The following is a 22,431-nucleotide window of genomic DNA, read 5'->3' as shown; positions in this document are numbered from 1 at the left end:
ATTTTTTGGTAAAAGTAACGCTAAGAACCTAATTGATTTACTAAATCTTATGGATAAGTATCCTACTGCTGCTTTTTGTAATTTTAGTTTTAGTTATTTACTCTTGCCAAATTGCACAAATTAAAATCATAATATTCACCAAAAGTAAACGAAGATTGAGTGCCTTACTGAAAAAATACCGTTATCATTTACTCATTATTTTGGTGGGTTTGATTTGCTTGGAAGGAGTAAATTTTTTGTTGCAATTAGACCGGCAAACTCTGGTTTATCCCGATTGTGATAATTATTTGGAATCGGCCCAAAAGATGTATCACAAATTTACCGGACATTATTACAGACCGATGGTAATGGCCTTCATCACAGGATTTCCTTATTTGTTTGGCAGTTCTGATGCCGGAATTTTTCAATGGAGTTTGTGGGTTAATGTTTTTTGTTGGTTAGGAACATCGTTACTTTTATTTGAAATTGCGAAGCATTTTGTCAAAGAAAAATACGCTTTCGTATTTGCCATTCTGCCGTTTTTCATTTTAGGCAACATCATACTTAATTTTCATATTCTCACTGAAAACATTTTTGTTTTTTTTATCATGTTGGCTTTTTATTGCTTGTTCCAATATTATAAAACGGCTAAGTTTTGGTATTTGTCCCTATCCTTGTCCTTGCTGTTGTCAAGTATGCTGGTCAAACCGGGCGCTAAGTTTTTAGCCATAATCATTACCTTGTTTTTTATTAGAGAAATCATAAAAAACTATGCTTCAAAAAGTATGGTTTTCATTTATGGAAGTTTGTTGATGATATCCATTCAAGTCGTTGGTATGAAAGTGCAGTATGGCGATTTTACAATTAGTTACATTGATGGGGTTACTTATCACAATTATCTTTTCAGCAAAGCGGAATGCTTTAAGAATGGCAAAGAATACAGTCAAATTAACAATACGAGAGCAGACTATTTATTTAGCTTAAGTTTTCCTAATCAAAAAAAGATTGCATTTGAAGATGCAAAGCGTCAAATTAGAACTAATTTTCCGAATGTTATTAAAGCATTCGCAGATGATATAAAGGATAATGCCGTTTCCGGAAATGCCTGTATTAAAGATTTGTTAAATCACGAGAAAAAAGACAACTTTTTGTTTTGGAAGGCTTTTGTTTTTGAAATGACCAAATGGCAAAATCGAGTCTTTACTTTACTGGCGATTTTATTGTCAGCTTATTTTTTATGGAAGTATTACAGAAAAGATAAATTTTACTTTTTTATAGCATTCTTTATAACCTACATAATTGTCTTATCCGGAGTTTCTTGTGGACAAGGCGATAGATTTCACCTGATAACTTTTCCGTTTGTGATTTTGCTTTTAGCTAAATTTTTAACCGATAGGAATGGGCTTAAACCGTCTTCTGAACGACTTCAAAAATAGTATTGTCCTCGCATTTTAATGTTTTCGATGGGAATTTCATAATCACCGCATAATCGTGCGTAGCCATGATTACCGTTTTGCCGTTTTCGTTGATTTTTTTCAAGACCGCCAATACTTCAGCGCTGGTTTGCGGGTCCAAATTTCCTGTGGGTTCATCCGCTAAAATCAATTCCGGATCATTTAACAAAGCTCTGGCAATGGCGACTCTTTGTTGTTCTCCACCCGATAGTTGGTGTGGCATTTTGTTGGCAATTCCTTTTAAACCCACTTTTTCTAAAACTTCATCGATTTTATCTTGCATGGCTTTTTCGTCAGTCCAACCAGTGGCTTTTAAAACGAAAAGCATGTTTTTGTTTACACTTCGGTCATGCAACAATTGGAAATCCTGAAAAACAATTCCAATCTTTCTTCTTAAAAACGGAATGTCGTTTTCTTTTAGGTTAACCAAATCATAGCCTACAATGTTTCCGGAACCTTCAGTTAAAGGTAAATCTCCGTATAAAGTTTTCATGAAACTACTTTTACCCGTACCTGTTTTACCAATGATATAAAGGAATTCGCCTTCTTTCACTTCCAAGTTGACTTGTGATAAAATCACTTTCTTTTCCTGATAAATCGTAACGTTTTTTAAAGATAAAACTGTTTGTGACATGTGTAATTGGGTTTATGGGGTAAAAGTAATAAAGATAAGGCTTGAATTCAAAATATATTTTCTAAAAACAATTTTGATAAACTAAGCAATAAAAGTTTAGGGAATGGTTTTGATACAAATCCAAAGGAAATCATAAAATTAAGGAGGTTTATTTTTTTAAACTCTTAATTCTCAATACCCAAATTGTAAATTCAAATTGTTTAAAAGAATGTTTATAATAAATGGCATAGTTTTGACGTTATAGTGTATAGAGTAATATTTTTGGATAAGTAAAAATAAAGACCATGCGAAGTGTTTTAATGTTATGTTTTCTAATGACTGTTGCCGGATTTTCAACAGTTTCTGCCCAACAATCTGCTATTTATACCCATGATTTATCCGAATTCGATAAGGCCATTTTATTGTATAAGGACAAGCAGTACCAATCCGCCCAAATTTTATTCGAAAGAGTCAAACAAGACAGCAAAGCCGAAGATGTTCAGTCGGAATGTGCTTATTATATTGCTAACTGTGCGATTCATTTGAACCAAAATAATGCAGACGAGTTAATGGAGAAATTCGTTGCCGATTATCCGACAAGTTCGAAGCAAAATCAGGCGTATATCGAAGTAGCCCAATATTATTTCGAACAAGGGAAATTTCCTCAAGCATTGCAATATTTTGACAAAGTAGATGAAAGCGCTTTGACCTACGAACAAACTGAAAAATTTACGTTCCAAAAAGGCTATGCTTATTTTACGGCAGGCAATAAAAAAGAAGCAGATGCTTACTTTAAAAAGGTATTGAATTCAAAAGAATATGGCGCACAAGCTAATTACTACTTAGGATTCATAAAATATGAAGACAACAATTACCAAGAGGCTAATAAGTATTTTCAAAAAGTAGAAAACGAAGAAAAATACAAAGAAAAATTGTCCTATTTCAAAGCCGACATGCATTTCAAAGCCGGTGAATTTGAGCAAGCCATCCAAGCCGGTTTAGTGGCTATGCCTAATTCCAATGCTGCTGAGAAATCGGAATTGAATAAAATCATCGGCGAAAGCTATTTCAATTTGAAACAATACGATAAAGCATTGCCTTACTTAAAAGAATATCGCGGTAAGAAAGGCAAATGGAGTAATACCGATTATTACCAATTGGGGTACACTTACTACATGCAAAAAGATTATGAAAATGCCATACTGCAGTTCAATAAAATTATAGATGGGAAAGATTCGGTTGCCCAAAATGGCTACTATCATTTAGGCGAATGTTATTTCAAAACTGATAAAAAACAACAGGCATTAAACGCATTCAAAAGTGCTTCGGAAATGGATTTTGACCCACAAATTCAGGAAGATGCCAATTTGAATTATGCCAAACTGAGTTACGAAATCGGAAATTCTTACCAATCCGTTCCGGATGTATTGTCATCGTTTTTGGCCAAATATCCGAATTCACCTAGCAAAGTTGAAATTGAATCGTTGTTAATCAATTCGTACATCACTTCTAAAAATTACAAAGACGCTTTGACGTTATTGGAAAAAAACAATACGGAATCCAACAAAGCGGCATACCAAAAAGTGACATTCTACCGCGGAATAGAATTGTATACTGATGGCAATTACAAAGAAGCTTTGAGCATGTTCAAAAAGTCAATCGCTACGCCAAGAAACGAAAAATTCACTGCCAGAGCTACTTTCTGGAAAGGCGAAACCGAATATGTTTTAGATAATTTTAATGAAGCTTTGTTGAGTTTCAAACAATTTGCAGGGTATGATTCCGCAAAAGAAACGCCGGAATACAAAAACATCAATTACAATATAGCTTATGCTTATTTTAAGCAAAAAGAATACGAACAAGCCGGAAATTATTTCCAAAGTTTTATCGACGTTAGTAAAGAGGATAAAGTGCGTTTGAATGATACTTATTTGCGTTTGGGTGATTCGCGTTTTGTAACTTCCAAATATTGGCCCGCTATGGATGCCTACAACAAAGCCATCGAAATGAAAGGGATTGACGCTGATTATGCTGCCTTCCAAAAAGCTTTGAGCTATGGTTTTGTTTCGCGTAATGATAAGAAAATTGAAGATTTTAATAAGTTCTTGCAAAATTTCAAAACATCAAAATACCGTGATGACGCTTTGTTTGAGCTGGGAAACACTTACGTAAATGAAAATAAAACCGATTTGGCGGTAAAAACTTATGACCAATTGCTAACCGAATTCAAAAATGGCTCATTTGCTTCAAAAGCGGTTTTGCGTCAGGGTTTAGTCTATTATAACGCTCAAAAAGAAGATTTGGCTTTAACCAAATTTAAAAAAGTAGCAGCGGATTATCCAAAATCTCCTGAGGCATTAGAAGCGGTTTCGACTGCGCGTTTAATTTATATAGACAAAGGAAAAGTTGACGAATATGCGTCTTGGGTAAGAACTTTGGATTTTGTAGAAGTATCTGATGCCGAATTGGATAACGATACTTACGAAGCTGCTGAAAAGCAATATTTGCAAAATAATACCAAACAAGCGATATCGAGTTTAAGCGGTTATGTGTCTAAATTTCCAAACGGAATTCATGCTCTGAAAGCCAATTTCTATTTGGCACAATCTTATTATGCTGACGGTTTGGAAAGTAATTCTGTTGCGGGTTACGACTATGTAATAAGTAAATCGAGAAATGAATTTACCGAACAATCTTTAGCGCGTTTGGCCGAAATTCACTTAAAGAAAAACGATTATATTAAAGCAACTCCAGTATTGAAACGCTTGGAAACAGAAGCCGATTTTCCTCAAAACGTGACTTTTGCACAAGCCAATTTAATGCGTACATACTACGAACAAAAGGATTACGCTAATGCTGTAGTTTACGCAGATAAAGTTTTAGCCAATCCCAAAACTGACAATAAAGTTAAAAGTGACGCCCAAATTATAGTAGCTCGTGCGGCTATTCAAGTGAATGATGAGGCTAAAGCTCGTGTGGCTTATGCCAAATTGTTAACCATTGCTAAAGGAGAATTAGCTGCCGAAGCCTTGTATTATGAAGCGTATTTTAAAAATAAAGACGGCAAGTATGAAGATTCGAATAAAACGGTGCAGAAGTTGGCCAAAGACTATTCCGGTTACAAGTATTTTGGTGCCAAAGGGTTGATTGTAATGGCAAAAAACTATTACCAATTGAAAGACAATTTCAGCGCTACTTCTATTTTGGACAGTGTAATTAAAAACTTTGCTTCCTACGAAGATATTGTTGCGGAAGCGCAAACTGAATTGGATATTATTAAAGGCGAGGCCGCCAAAACGAATTCCTCAATAACCGAATAAATCGCTGTAAAACTTTTGGTTTTTTTCGAACCTTTTGTAATTTTTAAATAGATATGAAACAAGTAAAATATATAGTAGTCCTGTTCTTTTTAACCCAATTCTCTTTCTCTCAAAAGAAAGACGATAATATTGGAACCGAAGTAGTGAACGTGGTAAAACCTTACACGCCTACAATTTCCGATGCTTTTAAAGTAAAGGAAACACCAACATTAGACGACGAAGAAACACAGAAAAAAGAAAACATCAAGTACAATATTTTTTCTTTTCCGGTAGCTTCTACTTTTGCGCCTTCTAAAGGAAAAGCAGCCAACGTAGACAAATCGCCTGAAGAGAAAATCTTCAGCAATTATTTGACTTTAGCAGCCGGAAATTACGGTACAGCCAATGTCGAATTATTTGTAACCGAAAACGTAAGCAACACCGATTATTTTGGGGGAATGTTGCGTCACAGTTCGTCCCAAGGCGGAATTGAAAACGTCGTTTTAGATGATAAATTCATGAATACGGCTTTAGATTTAACCTACGGAAGCCGAACCAAAAACATGAATTGGAATGCGGATTTAGGTTACAATCACCAAATCTACAATTGGTATGGTTTTTATCCGGGTACGCTAACCGATGCAACCCTTGAAACTATCGATGAGCAACAAACTTATCATACGTTGTATGTTGGAGGAAGATTGGGCTTGAGCAACGTTTTAAAAGAAAGTTCGATTAAATTCAGTCGTTTTTGGGATGCTTTTGGTTCAGCTGAAAATCGTTTTGTAGCCAAGCCATCCTTAGAATTCGATATAGTAGAACAAAAAATTAAAGCTGACTTTATTTTAGATTACATCAGTGGTTCCTTTGATCAAGACATATCCGGAAATACGGGTCATAAATATGGTTTTACCAATGTTGGTTTCCAACCGAGTGTTAAAATTCAAAAAGACGATTTGACTATCAATGCCGGAGTTGGTTTCTTTTACAGCGCCGCTCAAGAAGAAGGAGAAAGCAAATTCTTTATTTATCCGCAAATTACCGGTTCGTATAGAGTTGTTGGCGATATAATGATTTTCTATGCCGGAATTGAAGGCGCATTAAAGCAAAATTCTTACCACGATTTTGTTCAAGAGAATTTCTTTGTCGCGCCAACATTAGGTATAGCACCAACCGATCAGAAGTTTGATGTGTATGTTGGGTTGAAAGGAAAACTGGCCAATAGCGTGAGTTATAATATCCGCGGTTCCTATTTGAGTGAAGAAAATAAACCATTATTCAAAAGCTATGGTTTTGACGAAAACAATGGAAATACCGATGGTTATACTTTTGGAAATTCTTTCAATGTATTATATGATAACGTAAAGACTTTAAGTTTCTTTGGTGAATTGAAAGCCGATTTTTCTAAAAATGTAACTTTTGGTATCAACGGAACTTTCAATAGTTACACTATGGATGCTCAAGGGGAAGCTTGGAATTTACCGGGAATAAAAGTTGGGACTAATTTAGATGTCAATATTACTCCAAAATGGTACGCAGGAACCAGCTTGTTTTTTGTCGGAGAAAGAAAAGACCAATTCATCCGCAGTTCGTTATTGATTGATTATCCAATTCAAGATGTAACTTTGGATAGTTATTTCGATTTAAATGCTCATGTTGGGTTTAAATACAGCGAGCGTTTGACCTTTTTCTTAAAAGGAAATAACCTAGCCAACCAAGACTACCAAAGATGGTTGAATTATCCGGTTCAAGGATTGCAAGTACTAGGCGGTGCGAGTTATAAATTTGATTTTTAGATAATTAGACAGTTAGACTTCTTAGACTGACTTAGACAAAATCTAGTAATCTAAGCAGTCTAATAATCCAAAAATCTGCCATGAAACAAGAAGTTCTTCACTACTACAAACAGTTAGTCCAAGACCGAATTGATGTTTTTCAAGACATGATTTCCGGCTTGACGGTTGATGCGCAAAATGATGCTAAAGGTTCGGCAGGTGATAAACACGAAACTGCCTTATCGATGATGCATTTGGAACAAGAAAAACTCAATCACAAACTCAAAGAAATTCTGGAACAGAAAGCGGTTCTTGACAAAATTGAAGCTTCTAACAAACATCAAAAAGTGGCTTTGGGCAGTTTAGTACAAGCCAATGGGATGTTGCTTTTTATCAGTTCGGCTTTGCCAAAAATCACTGTTGACAGTAAAACCATTTTTGCACTTTCACCGCAATCGCCATTAGGTAGTAAATTGATGGGGAATTCCATCGGATTTGAATTTGATATGAATGGAAAACCCTATCAGATCGAATCGGTTGAATAGATTAAAAAATTACTTTTTTCTTATTGTATTCAATCCCTTCAATTTGGTATAAATTCAAAATGCTGTGAAAAAAGAAATCCAAGTCGGTTTTTGCGTTTTGTTTTTGTTTCAACTTTAAAACGGTTTCCGGATGTTTTTCTTTAAAACCTTCTGAATACCAAATAATCATCGCCGGATTTTCACTAGCTTTTCCGGTTTGGGCATGCAGCCACAAATTATCTTCACCCAAAAGTTCTCCGTGGTCAGCCAAATAGATAACTAGGGTATTTGAGTTTTGCTTTTCGACCAGCTGAATCACTTCATTGATGAAATAATCCAAATATAAAATCGTATTGTCATAAGCGTTAATCATTTCTTCACTAGTGTTGGAAGGGATGTGTTTGCTTTTGATAACGGGTTGGAATTTTCTAAACGCATCAGGATATCTCGTTTCATACCACCAATGGCTTCCCATCATGTGTAAGATGGTAAACTGGTTTTGATTGGGTTTAAAAAGGGTTTTGAAAACCGGAAGCATTTTATCGTCATAGTCTTTTTGAAAACTCAATTCGGAATGTAACGGGTCAATTATTTTTTGGAACCTCGATTGCTCTATAAATATTTCATAGCTTTTTTCTGGAGTTTGATTGCCAATCCAATTCGTTTGAATATGGGCGTGGTTCAGAATATCAATTAGAGAATACTTTGGCCGACTGTAATCATCGGTAAGTGTAGCATTCGTCAGTATTTGCGGAACACTAATCGCGGTGTAAGTTAAAGGTGTATAAGCGTTCGGAAAGCTGATGATGTTCTTTCTTTTTGATAATAACGGCATTGTTTTTCTTTGGTAACCGTTCAATTGCAGATGGTCGGCTCTTACACTTTCTCCAAGTATGAATACCACATTCAAACTATCAATATTGGCTTTTATGGTTTGGTCGATTGGCTTTAAAATAAGACTGTTTTTTTCAAAATACGCTTTCGACGAAGAAATAACATTATAAGGTAATCTTCTGTTGAATGTTCCAAATCTGTAATTTTCAACTAAAGAGTAGCTAAATACAGCTACTATAGCCAATATTGTTAAAGGAGATTTTAGCTGGTTTACTTTTAATTTATTGTAATATTTAAGGATAAAAATCAGTGCTATTATGGAAGAAAGGAGATAGAGTAGAAATGGAATACTGATTAAATCCATAACGATATCGGCTTTTGTTTCTAATGAAACCTGAATGATGCTGTGTGAGATGGCTATATCTTGAAAATAGACCCAATAAGCTACACAAGAAAAAAACAAAAATACGATGGGGAATAAAAATCGGAACAAGTATTTATTAATACTTAAAAAGTATAAAAAACCAAATATCGAAAATTGCAAGGCTAAAAAGTGAAACAAGTAAAAACTGATATCACTTAAAGTATACAATGGAAGATGGTAATAGGAAGCAAAAGTGATGAAAAGAGCAAAAGCAAAATTCAAAAACAAATGAAAAACCAATTGATTTTTATATTTTTTTAAAACCTCCATTTAGAATTGGTAAATACTTATTGATGATAAAAAATACGGGAATCATTATTATGATTTGTAAAATAGCATAGAAAAATCGTTCCCATTCCGAGAAATTAAAATCACTTTGACCTAATCCATATAAAAGAATTGCTTTTATAAAAGTCAATGCCAAAAGTTGTAAAGCCAAGATTGTCAATGAAAACTTTCCGATAAAGGCTAAAAACCGGAAAACCGGAAAGGCTTTGAAAAAGAACAACACAAATAAACTTCCTAAAATACCGTTTACTGTAAAAAAGAATTCGTTTCCGTAAATGGCTCGGTACATATCAATTTTAACATTGTAATAGTTAAGTGAAAAATGGATTACACCTAAAATTATAGCTAAAACAATACTCGCTTTTTTAGTCACAGCATTTATTTTTGGAAAGGCATAGAATCCAAAGGCATAAAAAACTAAAGCCACCATGGCGATAGTAATACTCCAGGGTAGATTAATATTGGTAAGCCTCGAATAAACAAATCCTCCAATTGGAATTAGTGTCAAAAGGCAATAAAACAAAATGTTGTTTTTAATTTTACGCAACCCGTGGAAAATCAAAAAAGTCATAAATAAGGCCGGTAAAAACCACATGGGAATTCCCCAATCCATATAATCTCTTCCGCCTTGGGAATAAAATATACCTATGAAGTTGTTAAGAGGCGAAAGATTGTATTGAAGATTGTCACCATATTTACTTGTGATGAAAAACCAAATCGCAAATAAAATAAAACTCCACAAAAAGTAAGGAACAAGAATAGTTGTAACTCTTTTTTTTAAACTATCCCAATTTGAAACAGTAGGATGAAAAAAGCCGGCCATCATAATGAACAAAGGCATATGAAAGCTGTAAATGTATTTTTCGTTGAATGGAAAATTATGTCCATACACCACCAAAAAAATCGTAAGGCCTTTGACTTGATCAACCCAACTTATCCGATTGGCTGTGGAATCTTTATTTAAAAAGTCTTTATAATTCATAAAATAGTTTATGCTTGACTTGATTTTGACCAAATATAGAATAATGTTTTAGAATGTTTGAGTACTTTTCTACTAATTGTTTGATGAATAACTCGCCTCTTTTATAAATTCTTACTTAAAGGCGGTCTTTTTTACATGTTTAATTGCATAATTAATTTATATTTTAATTTTAAGTTACAAATTATAACCAATAACTCTTTTTTTGTTTTCGTATTAAAATGAATATGTCACTTTTGCTTTATCAAATGAATAAAGTTAGATTTTAAAGAAAAGAGTATGTGCGGAATATTAGCCATTATTGGAAAAGGAAAAGACGAACAGTTGGTAAAACAACTTTCGAAAAGAATGTCTCATCGCGGACCGGATGAAAGTGATATCCATGTTACCGAAAACGGACACATTTTAAGTCACGAACGGTTGTCTATTATAGATTTACATTCAGGAAGACAGCCTATTCAAGGTTGTACAACAGCTTGGATGGTTCACAATGGCGAAATTTATAACCATCAAGAATTAAGAGATACAATTCTAAAAGACCATGTGTTTCGTTCCAAATCGGATTCAGAGGTTATTGTGCATTTGTATGAGAAGTTTGGTTACGATTTTGTTCATTTATTAGATGGCGATTTTGCTTTCGTGGTGATTGATGGCGATGATTATATTGCCGGTCGTGATCCGCTAGGCGTGAAGCCTTTATATTATGGTGTGGATGAAAGAGGTCGAATGTATTTTGCTTCCGAAATGAAGCCGATTGCCGACCAATGCAAAACGTTTTCCACTTTTCCTCCGGGACATTATTACACCGCAGAAACCGGTTTTGTGAAATATTACACACCGGAATACGAAGATTATACTACTTGTGATGCTGAGGTTGATTATACCGCTTTAAGAGAATCGTTAACCGAAGCCACACGCAAAAGATTAATGAGTGATGTGCCGATTGGTGTTTTGCTTTCAGGAGGATTAGATTCTTCTTTAACATCATCTATAGCAGCACGTTTGTTAAAAGAAAAAGGAAAAGAATTACACTCCTTTTCCATAGGTTTAGATGCAGAGGCACCGGATGCCAAAGCGGCAAGAAAAGTAGCCGAATTTTTAGGGACTAAACACCATGAAATTCATTTTACTATCGAACAAGGAATTGAAATTTTGGACAAATTGATTTGGCATTTGGAAACTTATGATGTGACTTCGGTAAGAGCCAGTACACCGATGTATTTTTTATCCAAAGCGATTACCGATATGGGAATCAAAGTGGTACTTTCTGGTGAAGGTGCCGATGAGGTTTTCGGAGGATATTTGTACTTCAGAAATGCGCCAAGCACTGAAGATTTTACCAAAGAAACCATCGAAAGAGTGCAAAAGTTATTTACAGCCGATTTACTTCGTGCTGATAAATCAACGATGGCGCACGGATTAGAAGCTCGTGTACCGTTTTTAGACAAAGCATTCTTAGATGTTGCCATGAAAATCAAAGGCGAAGAAAAACAGCCAAAGACTTATGACGGAAAAGAAAAATATATCTTAAGAAAAGCCTTCGATACCCCTGAACAACCATATCTTCCGGATGAAGTATTGTGGCGTCAGAAAGAGCAATTCTCGGATGGAGTAGGTTATAACTGGATTGACACTTTGATTGAATATTGTTCTTCACAAGTTACCGATGAACAAATGGAACAAGCTACAATGCTTTTCCCATACAATACTCCGGCCACGAAAGAAGCCTATTTTTACAGAACTATTTTCCATAAATATTATCCACAGGTCAGCGCGGCGCAAACGGTCCGCAAATGGATACCAAAATGGCAAGAAAATCAAGATCCAAGCGGAAGAGCAAACGCAGCTCACGTCCAAGCAGATGTTGAAATAGCAAAACCAAGCGTTAGCGTTTGAGTTTAGATTGAAGTTTAGTTTGTTTGTTAAAGAACGTCCGTCATTTTTGGCGGGCGTTTTTTTGTTGAAATCATGCCAAAAATGTTAATAACTTAAAGGTTTTAAACCCTTTTTTCAATAGGAAATCCTATGTGTTTTTATATATTTGCGTGTTAGACAAAAATCACATTTTTTACGATAAATTTATATGAGCGACGAGATTAAAAAGAACAATTATTCAGCTGATAGTATTCAGGCGTTAGAAGGAATGGAGCACGTAAGAATGCGTCCTTCCATGTACATTGGAGATACCGGAGTCAGAGGGTTGCATCACTTGGTTTACGAAGTCGTAGACAACTCGATTGATGAGGCTTTAGCTGGACATTGTGATACCATCAGTGTAATTATTAATGAAGACAATTCGGTTACCGTAGAAGACAATGGTCGTGGTATTCCGGTTGATATGCATAAAAAAGAAGGCGTTTCGGCTTTAGAGGTGGTAATGACCAAAATCGGAGCCGGAGGAAAATTTGATAAAGATTCCTATAAAGTTTCCGGAGGTTTACACGGTGTTGGGGTTTCGTGTGTGAACGCGTTATCTGACCATTTGCGAGCGACAGTTTTCCGTGACGGAAAAGTATACGAGCAAGAGTACGAAAGAGGAAAATCAATGTACCCTGTTAAGCAAATTGGCGAAACGACCAAAAGAGGAACAACCGTTACTTTCAAACCGGATGCTTCTATATTTACCCAAACTTTAGAATATTCTTATGATACTTTGGCCGGACGTATGCGTGAGCTTTCGTTTTTGAACAAAGGAATCACGATTACTCTAACCGACAGAAGACATACCAAAGAAAATGGCGATTTCGAAGGCGAAGTTTTTCATTCACAAGAAGGATTGAAAGAATTCGTTCGTTTCCTTGATGGAAATCGTGTGCCAATCATCAGCCACGTAATCAGCATGGAGCATGAAAAAGGCGAAATTCCGGTGGAAGTCGCTTTGATATACAACGAAAGTTATGCAGAGAACATTTTCTCCTATGTAAATAATATCAACACACACGAAGGTGGAACGCACTTGCAAGGTTTCCGTATGGGATTGACCCGTACGTTGAAAAAGTATGCTGATGCTTCTGGTTTGTTGGAAAAACTAAAATTCGAAATTTCGGGTGATGACTTCCGTGAAGGATTGACCGCGATTATTTCGGTAAAAGTGCAAGAGCCACAGTTTGAAGGCCAAACCAAAACCAAATTGGGTAACAGAGAAGTAGTTTCTCCGGTTTCTCAAGCCGTTGCGGAAATGTTAGAAAACTATTTGGAAGAAAATCCAAATGATGCCCGAATCATTGTGCAAAAGGTTATACTTGCAGCACAAGCCCGTCACGCCGCTAAAAAAGCCCGTGAAATGGTACAACGCAAAACCGTTCTAGGTGGTGGTGGTTTACCAGGGAAATTATCTGATTGTTCAGAACAAGATCCTGCAAAATGTGAGGTTTATCTAGTCGAGGGAGATTCGGCAGGTGGAACGGCTAAACAAGGTCGTGACCGTAACTTCCAAGCGATTTTGCCTTTGCGAGGTAAGATTTTGAACGTGGAAAAAGCCATGCACCACAAAGTATTTGAAAACGAAGAGATTCGAAATATATTCACCGCTCTTGGAGTTACAATCGGTACCGAAGAAGATTCCAAAGCCTTGAACTTAGAAAAATTGCGTTACCACAAAGTAATCATCATGTGTGATGCCGACGTTGATGGTAGTCACATTTCTACTTTGATTTTGACTTTCTTCTTCCGTTTTATGAAAGAATTAATCGAAGGCGGACACGTGTATATCGCTGCGCCACCTTTGTATTTGGTGAAAAAAGGAAACAAAAAAGAATACGCTTGGAACGATGACCAACGCGATTCAGCCAACGAAAGAATGGGCGGAAGCGCTGCCATCCAACGTTACAAAGGTTTGGGAGAGATGAACGCTGAGCAATTGTGGGAAACTACGATGGATCCGAATTACAGAACGTTGCGTCAAGTTACTATCGATAGTTTGGCCGAAGCCGATAGAGTTTTCTCCATGTTAATGGGTGACGAAGTACCGCCACGTAGAGAGTTTATTGAGAAAAATGCGGTTTATGCTAAAATCGACGCATAATTTATTTTTAAATTTTGAATTCTAAATTTTAAATGATTGAAATTCAAAATTTACAACACAACAATTTAAAATTCAAAATTTATAATTTAAAATAACAAAAATGAAAGTTACGATTGTAGGAGCAGGAAACGTTGGGGCAACATGTGCCGATGCGATTGCTTACAGAAGAATTGCCAGCGAAATTGTGTTGGTGGATATTAGAGAAGGTTTTGCTGAAGGAAAAGCATTAGACATCACGCAAACGCAAACGACTTTAGGGTTCAATACTAAAGTAGTTGGAAGTACTAATGATTATGCAAAAACAGCCGGAAGCGACGTGGTAGTAATTACCTCGGGAATTCCGAGAAAACCGGGAATGACTCGTGAAGAGTTAATCGGAATCAACGCCGGAATCGTGAAATCGGTGGCGGAAAATTTATTGCAGAATTCCCCTAATGCGATTTTTGTAATTGTATCTAACCCAATGGATACGATGACTTACTTGACTTATAAATCATTGGGTTTACCAAAAAACAGAATCATCGGTATGGGTGGTACTTTAGACAGTTCACGTTTTAAAACGTATTTGTCTTTAGCCCTTGACAAACCTGCCAATGATATTCAAGGAATGGTAATTGGTGGTCACGGAGATACGACTATGATTCCGTTAACGAGATTGGCTTCTTATAACGGAGTGCCGGTTTCTCAATTTTTGTCTGAGGACGAATTGACAAAAGTAGCGGCTGACACTATGGTTGGTGGCGCAACGTTGACAGGGTTATTAGGAACTTCAGCTTGGTATGCGCCGGGTGCTTCGGTAGCCTATTTGGTGGATGCTATTTTGAATGACCAACACAAAATGATTCCGTGTTCGGTTTATTTAGAAGGCGAATATGGTCAAAGTGACATCTGTATTGGTGTGCCTTGTATCATTGGTAAAAACGGTATCGAAAAAATCGTTGACATCAACTTAAATGAGGCTGAAAAAGCTTTGTTTGCTAAGAGTGCAGATGCCGTTCGCAACATGAATAATGACTTAAAATCTCATTTAGCATAATATATTAAGGTAATATAAAAAAGAGACTGCAAACTTTGCAGTCTTTTTTTTGATATTAATCATGAAAATATTGGTTAATCTTATCTATAATTATATATTTGCACGTTTCATAAAAAAGGGAATTGTTGTAAATTCAATACTTTAACGTATAATGTTTTGAATTTCAATAGTTTTTGCTTTATGTAAAACAATAACAAAACCAGAATTAATTAATTTTTAGTAATAATGCAGAATAAAGGACTAGTTAAATTTTTCGCAATTCTATTTGCCTTGGTAAGCATCTACCAACTTTCATTCACTTTTGTGGCCAATAAAGTAAAAGATGATGCCAAAAACTTCGCAGGAGGAAATCCTGAAAAAGAAATCAGATATCTTGACTCCATAGGAAAAGAAAAAGTTTTTCTTGATTTTTTCACTTACAATGATGTGAAAGACAAACAGATTAACAAAGGTCTTGACCTTGAAGGAGGAATTAACGTAATTCTTCAAATTTCGGTTAAAGATGTTTTGGTACAATTGTCAAACAATTCAAAAAACCCTGTTTTCAACAAGTCTTTGGAAGATGCCAAAGCCAATCAAAAAGGAAACCAATCTTATTTGGATGCCTTCTTTGAAGCGTTTGAAGCCAATAAAGGAACTACAAAACTAGCTTCTCCGGATATTTTTGCCAACAGAAATTTTGATGACAACGAGTTGAATTTCAATTCTACGGATGCAGAAGTGCAAAAAGTATTAAGAAGAAAAGTAGACGAGTCAGTAGAATCAGCCTTTGGGGTATTGAGAAGTCGTATCGATAAATTTGGGGTAACCCAACCTAACATTGCTAAGTTAGGTCAAACCGGTAGAATCTTAATTGAGTTACCAGGTGCAAAAGACGTTGACCGTATTAAGAAATTAGTATCAAGCAAAGCAGAGTTAGAATTCTGGGAAACTTTCAAAGCGGAAGAGTTGGGCGGATTCCTTCAACAAGCTAATGAAGCTTTGAAAGCCACTGTAAAAGTTGACGAAAAAGTTGAAGCAGTAAAAGCGGAAGATTCACTTAGTAAATTATTAACTGATAAAGTGGCTGATTCAGCCACAGCCAAAAAAGGAAACAACCCTTTGTTTGATAAGTTTGTTTCTATTGGTGGTGGACCAATTTTAGCGATTGTTAATACTAAAGATACAGCCGCGGTTAATGGTTACTTGAAGCGTAATGAAATCAAAGCATTATTGCCAGGAGATAAACGTTTTGCCAAATTTGTATGGGGTAAACCGGTAACCAAAACAGATGCGAAAACTAAAAAAGAAACTACTACAGTTGATTTATATGCTTTAAAAGGAAACAAAGATGACGTTGCACCTCTAGGTGGTGGTGTTATCGTTGATGCCGGAGATACTTTTGACCAAATGGGTAAACCAGCCGTTTCTATGCAAATGAATGGTGCAGGGGCAAAAGAATGGGAAAGATTGACCAATAATGCTTACACTCAAAAAGGGTTTATTGCTATTGCTTTAGATGATGTTGTCTATTCTGCTCCGGGAGTAACTTCTGGGCCAATATCGGGTGGAAGATCTGAAATTACCGGAAGTTTTGATGTTGCTGAAACTAAAGATTTAGCCAACGTTTTAAGAGCCGGAAAATTACCAGCTACTGCAGAAATCATCCAGTCGGAAATTGTTGGACCATCCTTAGGAGAAATTGCTATCAATGCCGGTTTGACTTCTTCAATCGTAGGTTTCTTATTAGTCTGTTTATGGATGGTGTTCTATTATGGTAGAGCAGGTTGGTATGCTAATGCTGCCTTGTTGTTAAACTTACTTTTCCTATTTGGTGTTATGGCCAGTTTTGGTTTCGTATTAACATTGCCAGGTATTGCCGGTATCGTGTTAACATTAGGTACTGCGGTTGATGCTAACATCATTATCTATGAAAGAGCTAAAGAAGAATTACGCGAAGGCAAAACTTTAGCCGATGCCGTAAAATCTTCTTATGGATGGAAAGGGGCTATGCGTTCGATTATTGATGCTAACGTAACACACGTTTTGACCGGAGCTATTTTATATACATTTGGAACCGGACCAATTAAAGGATTCGCATTAACTTTATTAATTGGTATTTTCACTTCATTGTTTACTTCCATCTTTATTGCAAGAATCTTTATTGATAGAGATATTGCTAAAAACAGAAGTTTGATGTTCTGTACACCAATGACTAAAAACTGGTTTACCGGTTTTCATTTCGACTTTATTAAAGTTAGAAAATGGTCTTATATATTCTCAACTTTAGTGGTAGTTGGAAGTTGTGTTTCTTTCTATTTTAACGGATTAGATGAAGGTGTTGATTTTGTTGGAGGAAGAACTTTCCAAGTGAAGTTTGACAAACCGGTAGAAGCTACAAAAGTATCTGAGGAATTGTCTGCTGCTTTTGGAGTAGCAGTTGAAGCTAAAGTATTTGGTGACGACAACCAATTGAAATTGACAACCAAATACAAAATCAAAGAAGATGGTGTTGAAGTTGACAAAGAAGTAAACGAGAAGCTACACAGCTCTTTGAAAAAATATTACAACGAAGATATTTCATATGACAATTTCATCAATACTTATGATGGGAAAAAAGTAGGAGTATTACAAGCTTCAAAAGTAGGTGCCGCTATTTCTGCGGATATTAAAACCAACTCTTTTTGGGCTGTAATTGGCGCTATGTTAGTAGTTGGATTGTACTTGGTAATCTCTTTCCGTAAGTGGCAGTATTCATTAGGTGCTATTGCGGCAGTATTCCACGATGTTATATTTGTATTAGGATTATATTCTTTATTGTACAAATACATGCCGTTCCATATGGAAATGGATCAGCACTTTATTGCGGCCATCTTAACCGTTATTGGTTACTCCATGAATGATACCGTAATTGTATTTGACAGGGTAAGAGAGTTCTTAGCCGGAAATGTAAAAGGTAATTTTAAAGATGTGGTAAACGCTTCTATTAACACTACACTTTCAAGAACAATCAACACGTCCTTAACAATGATTTTAGTATTGTTAATCATGTTTATTTTTGGTGGTGAATCTATCAGAGGATTTATCTTCGCTATGTTGGTTGGTATCGTTGTCGGTACTTACTCTTCTCTATTCATTGCAACTCCGGTTGTATATGATACTATGAGCAAGAAAGAGGTTGATGAAATCGAAAGCCGTCACACAGGAAATTAAGCATAGTTTAACTATAGATATAAAAAAGGGTTGTCAATTTGACAACCCTTTTTTTATTGAACTCTTTTTTTATTATTCTTTTGTTTCGATAATGTTTTTTAAAACTGCCTTATCTGAATAATTGATTACTTCAAGTGTAATTTCTTTTTGTTTTTTGTTTTGGCCGTAAATAACGTATTTTTTACCTCCTTCAGCCGGTACATTACTCTTGTCAAAATCTACATCGCCATGAGTAAGTATATTTTTGATGTCGGTTTTGTCGGCCAAACCTTCGCTCATTTGTTTGGTTGCTATAGAATCATATTGAAAAGGTTTATTTCTCAGATCATTCAATACTCTGGCATTCGGGAAATAGTTGCATCTAGTGTCTTTTCCGCTAAGTACCATGGCAACAAAAAACAGTCCGATAACAAAACCTACTAAGTAGTAGGCCAATCGTTGGTAAAATTTCATAGATAAATTGATTATTTTTTGGCAAAAGTAATCAATGTTAGATATTCAATAAATGAAAAGAAGATTTATTTTAAAATACAATCAGATTGATATCATTGTCGGGTAAATTAAACCAGTCGCCTATGGCTTTATTGGTTAATATTCCGTGATAGAGGTAAACTCCGTTTTTCAAACCTTTGTTGCAACGAATAGCACTTTCAATGCCACCATCTTCGGCTATTTGAAGTAAGTAAGGAGTAATGATGTTACTAATAGAAAGCGAAGCAGTTTTAGAATAGCGAGAAGGAATATTAGGAACGCAATAATGAATAATATTGTTTTTGATAAATGTCGGCGATTCATGAGTCGTTACTTCCGAAGTTTCGAAACAACCTCCTGTATCAATACTGACATCTACAATCACGGCACCTTTTTTCATGTGCTCGACCATGGTTTCTGTCACTACAACCGGACAACGTTCTTTGCCTCGCATCGCTCCAATAGCTACGTCACATCTTCTAAGTGCTTTTAAAAGAGATTTTGGTTGTATGGTAGAAGTAAATATTCTTTGGTTTAAATTATTTTGCAAACGTCTTAATTTAGTAATGGAATTATCAAATACTTTAACGTTAGCTCCTAAGCCTAAAGCTGTTTTTGCGGCAAATTCGCCAACAGTTCCGGCGCCGAGAATCACTACATCCGTTGGTGGAACACCCGTTATATTTCCGAGTAATAATCCTTTTCCGAATTGGTTGTTGATCATTAATTCGGCCGCTATAAGAACTGAGGCTGTTCCTGCAATTTCACTCAAAGATTTTACCGCCGGATATGAACCGTCTTCATCTTTAATATATTCAAAGGCCAAAGCCGTTACCTTTTTCTTAGATAAGGCTTCGAAATATTCTTTTTTTCTGGTTTTTAATTGGATGGCCGAAATCACAATCGTATTGTTATTGACCAAGGCAATTTCTTCCATTGTTAAAGGTTCAACCTTTAATATCATTGGGCAACTCAATACTTTTTTAGTGTCTTTGGTAATTGTCGCCCCGGCATCACTAAACTCTTTGTCGGTATAACTCGAACTTAATCCGGCACCTGATTCAATCATTACTTTGTGACCGTGTGAGGTCAAAGAATTAACCGCATCAGGCGTTAAGCAAATACGTCTTTCTTGGTATGAAGTCTCTTTGGGAATACCAATAAAAAGTTCACTTTTATGACGATAGACTTCTAATTTTTCCTCTTGAGGTAAAAGTTGTTGCTTAGTGAATGGGGTTAAAGACATAATCGGTGATTGAATTTAGCTCGAAATTACGAAAAAAAAATCAATTTCAATTTCAAATTTCAATGACAATAGCAATGTCAAAATCAATAGGATAACAATTTGACTATTGCCATTGTAATTGAAATTATTATTTCTAGCTTAACCTCAGTATCCTTTTTGCATCTGCTCCAATCGTTATGTCTATTTTGGAATAATTGTCGGGAAGCAGATTCGGAATCTTTTCCGCCCATTCAATAAAACACCAATGACCGGAATACAAATATTCGTCTATACCCATATCCAATGCTTCGCTTTCCGATTTTAATCGGTATACATCAAAGTGATACACGTATTGGTTATCGTCCGTTTGATATTCATTCACCAAAGAAAAGGTCGGACTGCTCGTAGCATCTTTCACACCAAGTTCTTTGGCTAATGCTTTAATTAAAGTGGTTTTGCCAACACCCATTTGACCGTTAAACAAAATCACTTTATGGGGTTTTTCGGCTATTATTTTTTGAGCGACTTCTTGTATTTCGTCAATTGAAAATATGATTTCCATTACTATGCTTTTTGATACTAAAGGCTATGCGCCTGCTGGCTCCTTCGCTAAAACAGTCTACTAGACTGTTTTTTAACACTCGGCCCTATTTCGGGTTAAATACTAAAAACGGCACAATCATTTCTTCCAACGAAATGCCTCCATGTTGGTAGGTATTTCGGTAGTAACTCACATAATGATTGTAGTTGTTTACGTAGGCCAAAAATAAATCATTTTTAGCAAAAATATAAGAACTGCTCATGTTGATTGTTGGTAACCCTATTTTTTTCGGATCTCTGACAGCATAAACGTCTTTGTCTTCATAAGTCAAGCTTCGTCCGGTTTTGTATCTTAAGTTTAAACTAGTGTTTTTATCACCGATTACTTTGGAAGGATTTTTTACATTAATCGTTCCGTGGTCAGTAGTAATAATCAATTTAAAACCTAACTTTTGGGCTTGCTGTATGATCTCTAAAAGCGGCGAATTTTTAAACCAACTTAATGTCAAAGAGCGATAAGCCTTGTCATCAGAAGCTAATTCTTTTACCACATCCATTTCGGTTTTGGCGTGTGAAAGCATGTCTACAAAATTGTAAACCACCGTAACCAGTTGATTGTCTTTTAAACCTTTGAAGTTTTCAGCCAATTTTTTCCCACTGGTTAAATTCGTAATTTTGAAATAATCTTGTTTGATGTTTAAACCTAAACGTTTTAAATGTGCGGTTAAAAATTCGGCTTCATGAAGGTTTTTACCACCTTCTTCAACATCATTTTTCCAATATTGTGGGAACTGTTTTTCCATTTCCAACGGCGTTAAGCCTGAGAAAATAGAGTTTCTGGCGTATTGAGTTGCTGTTGGTAAACTGGCAAAATAAGGAACTTCTTTTTCTAATTTGTAATGATTCGCTACTACATTTTCCATGGCTTTCCATTGGTCATAACGAAGGTTATCGATGACTACGAATAAAACAGGTTTGTCTTTTTTGACCAATTCAGGAACGACTAATTCTCTGAATAGCGTGTGGGATTGTATCGGTTTATCGGCTTTAGGCTCGAACCAATCTTCATAATTGCGCTCGATGAATTTACCAAACTGCATATTGGCTTCGACTTTTTGGCTTTCCAAAATTTCAAACATGCTTTGGTCGTTGATGTTTTCCAATTCCAATTCCCAAAACAAAAGTTTTTTATACAATTCTACCCAATCTTCATAACTGTTGACCATGGCCATTTCCATGGCAATTTTGCGGAATTCTTTCTGATAATCTAAAGTAGTTTTTTCCGAAATCAGTCTTGAATGGTCTAAGTTTTTCTTCAAACTCAACAGAATCTGATTTGGATTTACAGGCTTAATCAAATAATCGGCAATTTTAGAACCAATGGCTTCCTCCATGATGTATTCTTCCTCACTTTTGGTAATCATAATGACCGGTGTAGAAGATTTTTTCTCCTTCATTTCAGACAAGGTTTCCAAACCGCTCATACCGGGCATATTTTCATCTAAGAAGACAATATCAAAATTACCGTCTTCATAGGCGTCAATAGCATCACGGCCATTATTATAAGTCGTTACCTTGTAGTTTTTGTTTTCTAAAAATAAGATATGTGGTTTGAGCAAATCAATCTCGTCATCAACCCAAAGTATTTTGATCTTGTCCATAAGTACATTTTAATTTGTTGCAAATTACTATTTATAAAACGCAGTAGTATTAAAATTATTATAAATAAAATGAAAACTTTTTCAAATTATAGCCAATAAAAAAAGTGCTGCGC

15 protein-coding genes are annotated in these 22,431 nt (G+C 35.7%); 8 read left to right on the top strand and 7 right to left on the bottom strand.

Features of this window, described 5'->3' with window-relative positions:
* Window positions 1–155: 155 nt before the first annotated feature.
* The gene (locus tag ICG50_RS10995; protein ID WP_187660971.1) at window positions 156–1,415 is read left to right on the top strand and encodes an ArnT family glycosyltransferase; all 1,260 of its coding nucleotides are present in this window, start codon (window positions 156–158) and stop codon (window positions 1,413–1,415) included.
* Here ICG50_RS10995 and ICG50_RS10990 read toward each other — a convergent pair.
* Window positions 1,384–2,067, bottom strand: a complete 684-nt coding sequence (locus ICG50_RS10990) for a cell division ATP-binding protein FtsE (RefSeq protein WP_187660970.1) — start codon at window positions 2,065–2,067, stop codon at window positions 1,384–1,386. The two genes, ICG50_RS10995 and ICG50_RS10990, sit on opposite strands and share 32 nt — an antisense overlap.
* A 284-nt stretch (window positions 2,068–2,351) precedes the next feature.
* Here ICG50_RS10990 and ICG50_RS10985 point away from each other — a divergent pair, with 284 nt between their 5' ends.
* From ICG50_RS10985 to ICG50_RS10975, 3 genes are all read left to right on the top strand, one after another.
* Entirely contained in the window at window positions 2,352–5,366 is a 3,015-nt protein-coding gene (locus ICG50_RS10985; RefSeq protein ID WP_187660969.1) for a tetratricopeptide repeat protein, read from the top strand.
* 53 nt (window positions 5,367–5,419) lie between these two features.
* A complete protein-coding gene (locus ICG50_RS10980) occupies window positions 5,420–7,141 on the top strand; it encodes a TonB-dependent receptor (protein WP_187660968.1) in 1,722 nt (573 codons plus the stop codon).
* Window positions 7,142–7,221: 80 nt separating this feature from the next.
* Window positions 7,222–7,665 carry a hypothetical protein gene (locus tag ICG50_RS10975; RefSeq protein ID WP_187660967.1) on the top strand — a complete coding sequence of 148 codons (444 nt, stop codon included), beginning with the start codon at window positions 7,222–7,224 and terminating at the stop codon, window positions 7,663–7,665.
* A 1-nt stretch (window position 7,666) separates the two neighbouring features.
* On the opposite strand, the gene ICG50_RS10970 is transcribed toward ICG50_RS10975, so the two are convergent.
* On the bottom strand, window positions 7,667–9,172 hold the full coding sequence (locus ICG50_RS10970; protein WP_187660966.1) for a phosphoethanolamine transferase: 1,506 nt from the start codon (window positions 9,170–9,172) through the stop codon (window positions 7,667–7,669).
* Window positions 9,150–10,172, bottom strand: a complete 1,023-nt coding sequence (locus ICG50_RS10965) for an acyltransferase family protein (RefSeq protein WP_187660965.1) — start codon at window positions 10,170–10,172, stop codon at window positions 9,150–9,152. Before ICG50_RS10965 ends, ICG50_RS10970 begins: the two co-directional genes overlap by 23 nt.
* Window positions 10,173–10,448: 276 nt before the next feature.
* Here ICG50_RS10965 and asnB point away from each other — a divergent pair, with 276 nt between their 5' ends.
* The 4 genes from asnB (at window position 10,449) to secDF (ending at window position 18,421) form a co-directional block, all read left to right on the top strand.
* On the top strand, window positions 10,449–12,065 hold the full coding sequence (gene asnB / locus ICG50_RS10960) for an asparagine synthase B (RefSeq protein ID WP_187660964.1): 1,617 nt from the start codon (window positions 10,449–10,451) through the stop codon (window positions 12,063–12,065).
* Window positions 12,066–12,252: 187 nt separating this feature from the next.
* Window positions 12,253–14,193 (top strand): DNA topoisomerase (ATP-hydrolyzing) subunit B, encoded by a 1,941-nt coding sequence (gene gyrB / locus ICG50_RS10955; protein WP_187660963.1) that lies wholly within the window; start codon window positions 12,253–12,255, stop codon window positions 14,191–14,193.
* Between the two features lie 100 nt (window positions 14,194–14,293).
* Window positions 14,294–15,229, top strand: a complete 936-nt coding sequence (gene mdh, locus ICG50_RS10950; protein ID WP_187660962.1) for a malate dehydrogenase — start codon at window positions 14,294–14,296, stop codon at window positions 15,227–15,229.
* A gap of 225 nt (window positions 15,230–15,454) precedes the next feature.
* Window positions 15,455–18,421 carry a protein translocase subunit SecDF gene (gene secDF, locus ICG50_RS10945; RefSeq protein ID WP_187660961.1) on the top strand — a complete coding sequence of 989 codons (2,967 nt, stop codon included), beginning with the start codon at window positions 15,455–15,457 and terminating at the stop codon, window positions 18,419–18,421.
* 72 nt (window positions 18,422–18,493) lie between these two features.
* On the opposite strand, the gene ICG50_RS10940 is transcribed toward secDF, so the two are convergent.
* The 4 genes from ICG50_RS10940 to porX all read right to left on the bottom strand — a co-directional run bounded on the left by ICG50_RS10940 (window position 18,494) and on the right by porX (window position 22,318).
* Window positions 18,494–18,874 (bottom strand): DUF4258 domain-containing protein, encoded by a 381-nt coding sequence (locus tag ICG50_RS10940; protein WP_187660960.1) that lies wholly within the window; start codon window positions 18,872–18,874, stop codon window positions 18,494–18,496.
* Between the two features lie 70 nt (window positions 18,875–18,944).
* Complete coding sequence (locus ICG50_RS10935; protein ID WP_187660959.1) at window positions 18,945–20,138, bottom strand: alanine dehydrogenase; 1,194 nt, start codon at window positions 20,136–20,138, stop codon at window positions 18,945–18,947.
* 133 nt (window positions 20,139–20,271) lie between these two features.
* Complete coding sequence (tsaE, locus tag ICG50_RS10930) at window positions 20,272–20,679, bottom strand: tRNA (adenosine(37)-N6)-threonylcarbamoyltransferase complex ATPase subunit type 1 TsaE (protein ID WP_187660958.1); 408 nt, start codon at window positions 20,677–20,679, stop codon at window positions 20,272–20,274.
* Between the two features lie 85 nt (window positions 20,680–20,764).
* Window positions 20,765–22,318, bottom strand: coding sequence for a T9SS response regulator signal transducer PorX (porX, locus tag ICG50_RS10925; protein WP_187660957.1), 1,554 nt, complete (start codon window positions 22,316–22,318; stop codon window positions 20,765–20,767).
* Between the last annotated feature and the right edge of the window lie 113 nt (window positions 22,319–22,431).

Origin of the sequence: Flavobacterium buctense, from assembly GCF_014486695.1 — a bacterium.
GTDB lineage: Bacteria > Bacteroidota > Bacteroidia > Flavobacteriales > Flavobacteriaceae > Flavobacterium > Flavobacterium buctense.
This window is presented reverse-complemented; position numbering and strand designations above follow the sequence as displayed.

Excerpts from the sequence above, each read along its gene's own strand:
- ICG50_RS10990 (WP_187660970.1), bottom strand. The coding sequence starts at position 2,067 with ATGTCACAAACAGTTTTATCTTTAAAAAACGTTACGATTTATCAGGAA.
- ICG50_RS10985 (WP_187660969.1), top strand. The coding sequence starts at position 2,352 with ATGCGAAGTGTTTTAATGTTATGTTTTCTAATGACTGTTGCCGGATTT.
- ICG50_RS10980 (WP_187660968.1), top strand. The coding sequence starts at position 5,420 with ATGAAACAAGTAAAATATATAGTAGTCCTGTTCTTTTTAACCCAATTC.
- ICG50_RS10975 (WP_187660967.1), top strand. The coding sequence starts at position 7,222 with ATGAAACAAGAAGTTCTTCACTACTACAAACAGTTAGTCCAAGACCGA.
- ICG50_RS10970 (WP_187660966.1), bottom strand. The coding sequence starts at position 9,172 with ATGGAGGTTTTAAAAAAATATAAAAATCAATTGGTTTTTCATTTGTTT.
- ICG50_RS10965 (WP_187660965.1), bottom strand. The coding sequence starts at position 10,172 with ATGAATTATAAAGACTTTTTAAATAAAGATTCCACAGCCAATCGGATA.
- asnB (WP_187660964.1), top strand. The coding sequence starts at position 10,449 with ATGTGCGGAATATTAGCCATTATTGGAAAAGGAAAAGACGAACAGTTG.
- gyrB (WP_187660963.1), top strand. The coding sequence starts at position 12,253 with ATGAGCGACGAGATTAAAAAGAACAATTATTCAGCTGATAGTATTCAG.
- mdh (WP_187660962.1), top strand. The coding sequence starts at position 14,294 with ATGAAAGTTACGATTGTAGGAGCAGGAAACGTTGGGGCAACATGTGCC.
- secDF (WP_187660961.1), top strand. The coding sequence starts at position 15,455 with ATGCAGAATAAAGGACTAGTTAAATTTTTCGCAATTCTATTTGCCTTG.
- ICG50_RS10940 (WP_187660960.1), bottom strand. The coding sequence starts at position 18,874 with ATGAAATTTTACCAACGATTGGCCTACTACTTAGTAGGTTTTGTTATC.
- ICG50_RS10935 (WP_187660959.1), bottom strand. The coding sequence starts at position 20,138 with ATGTCTTTAACCCCATTCACTAAGCAACAACTTTTACCTCAAGAGGAA.
- tsaE (WP_187660958.1), bottom strand. The coding sequence starts at position 20,679 with ATGGAAATCATATTTTCAATTGACGAAATACAAGAAGTCGCTCAAAAA.
- porX (WP_187660957.1), bottom strand. The coding sequence starts at position 22,318 with ATGGACAAGATCAAAATACTTTGGGTTGATGACGAGATTGATTTGCTC.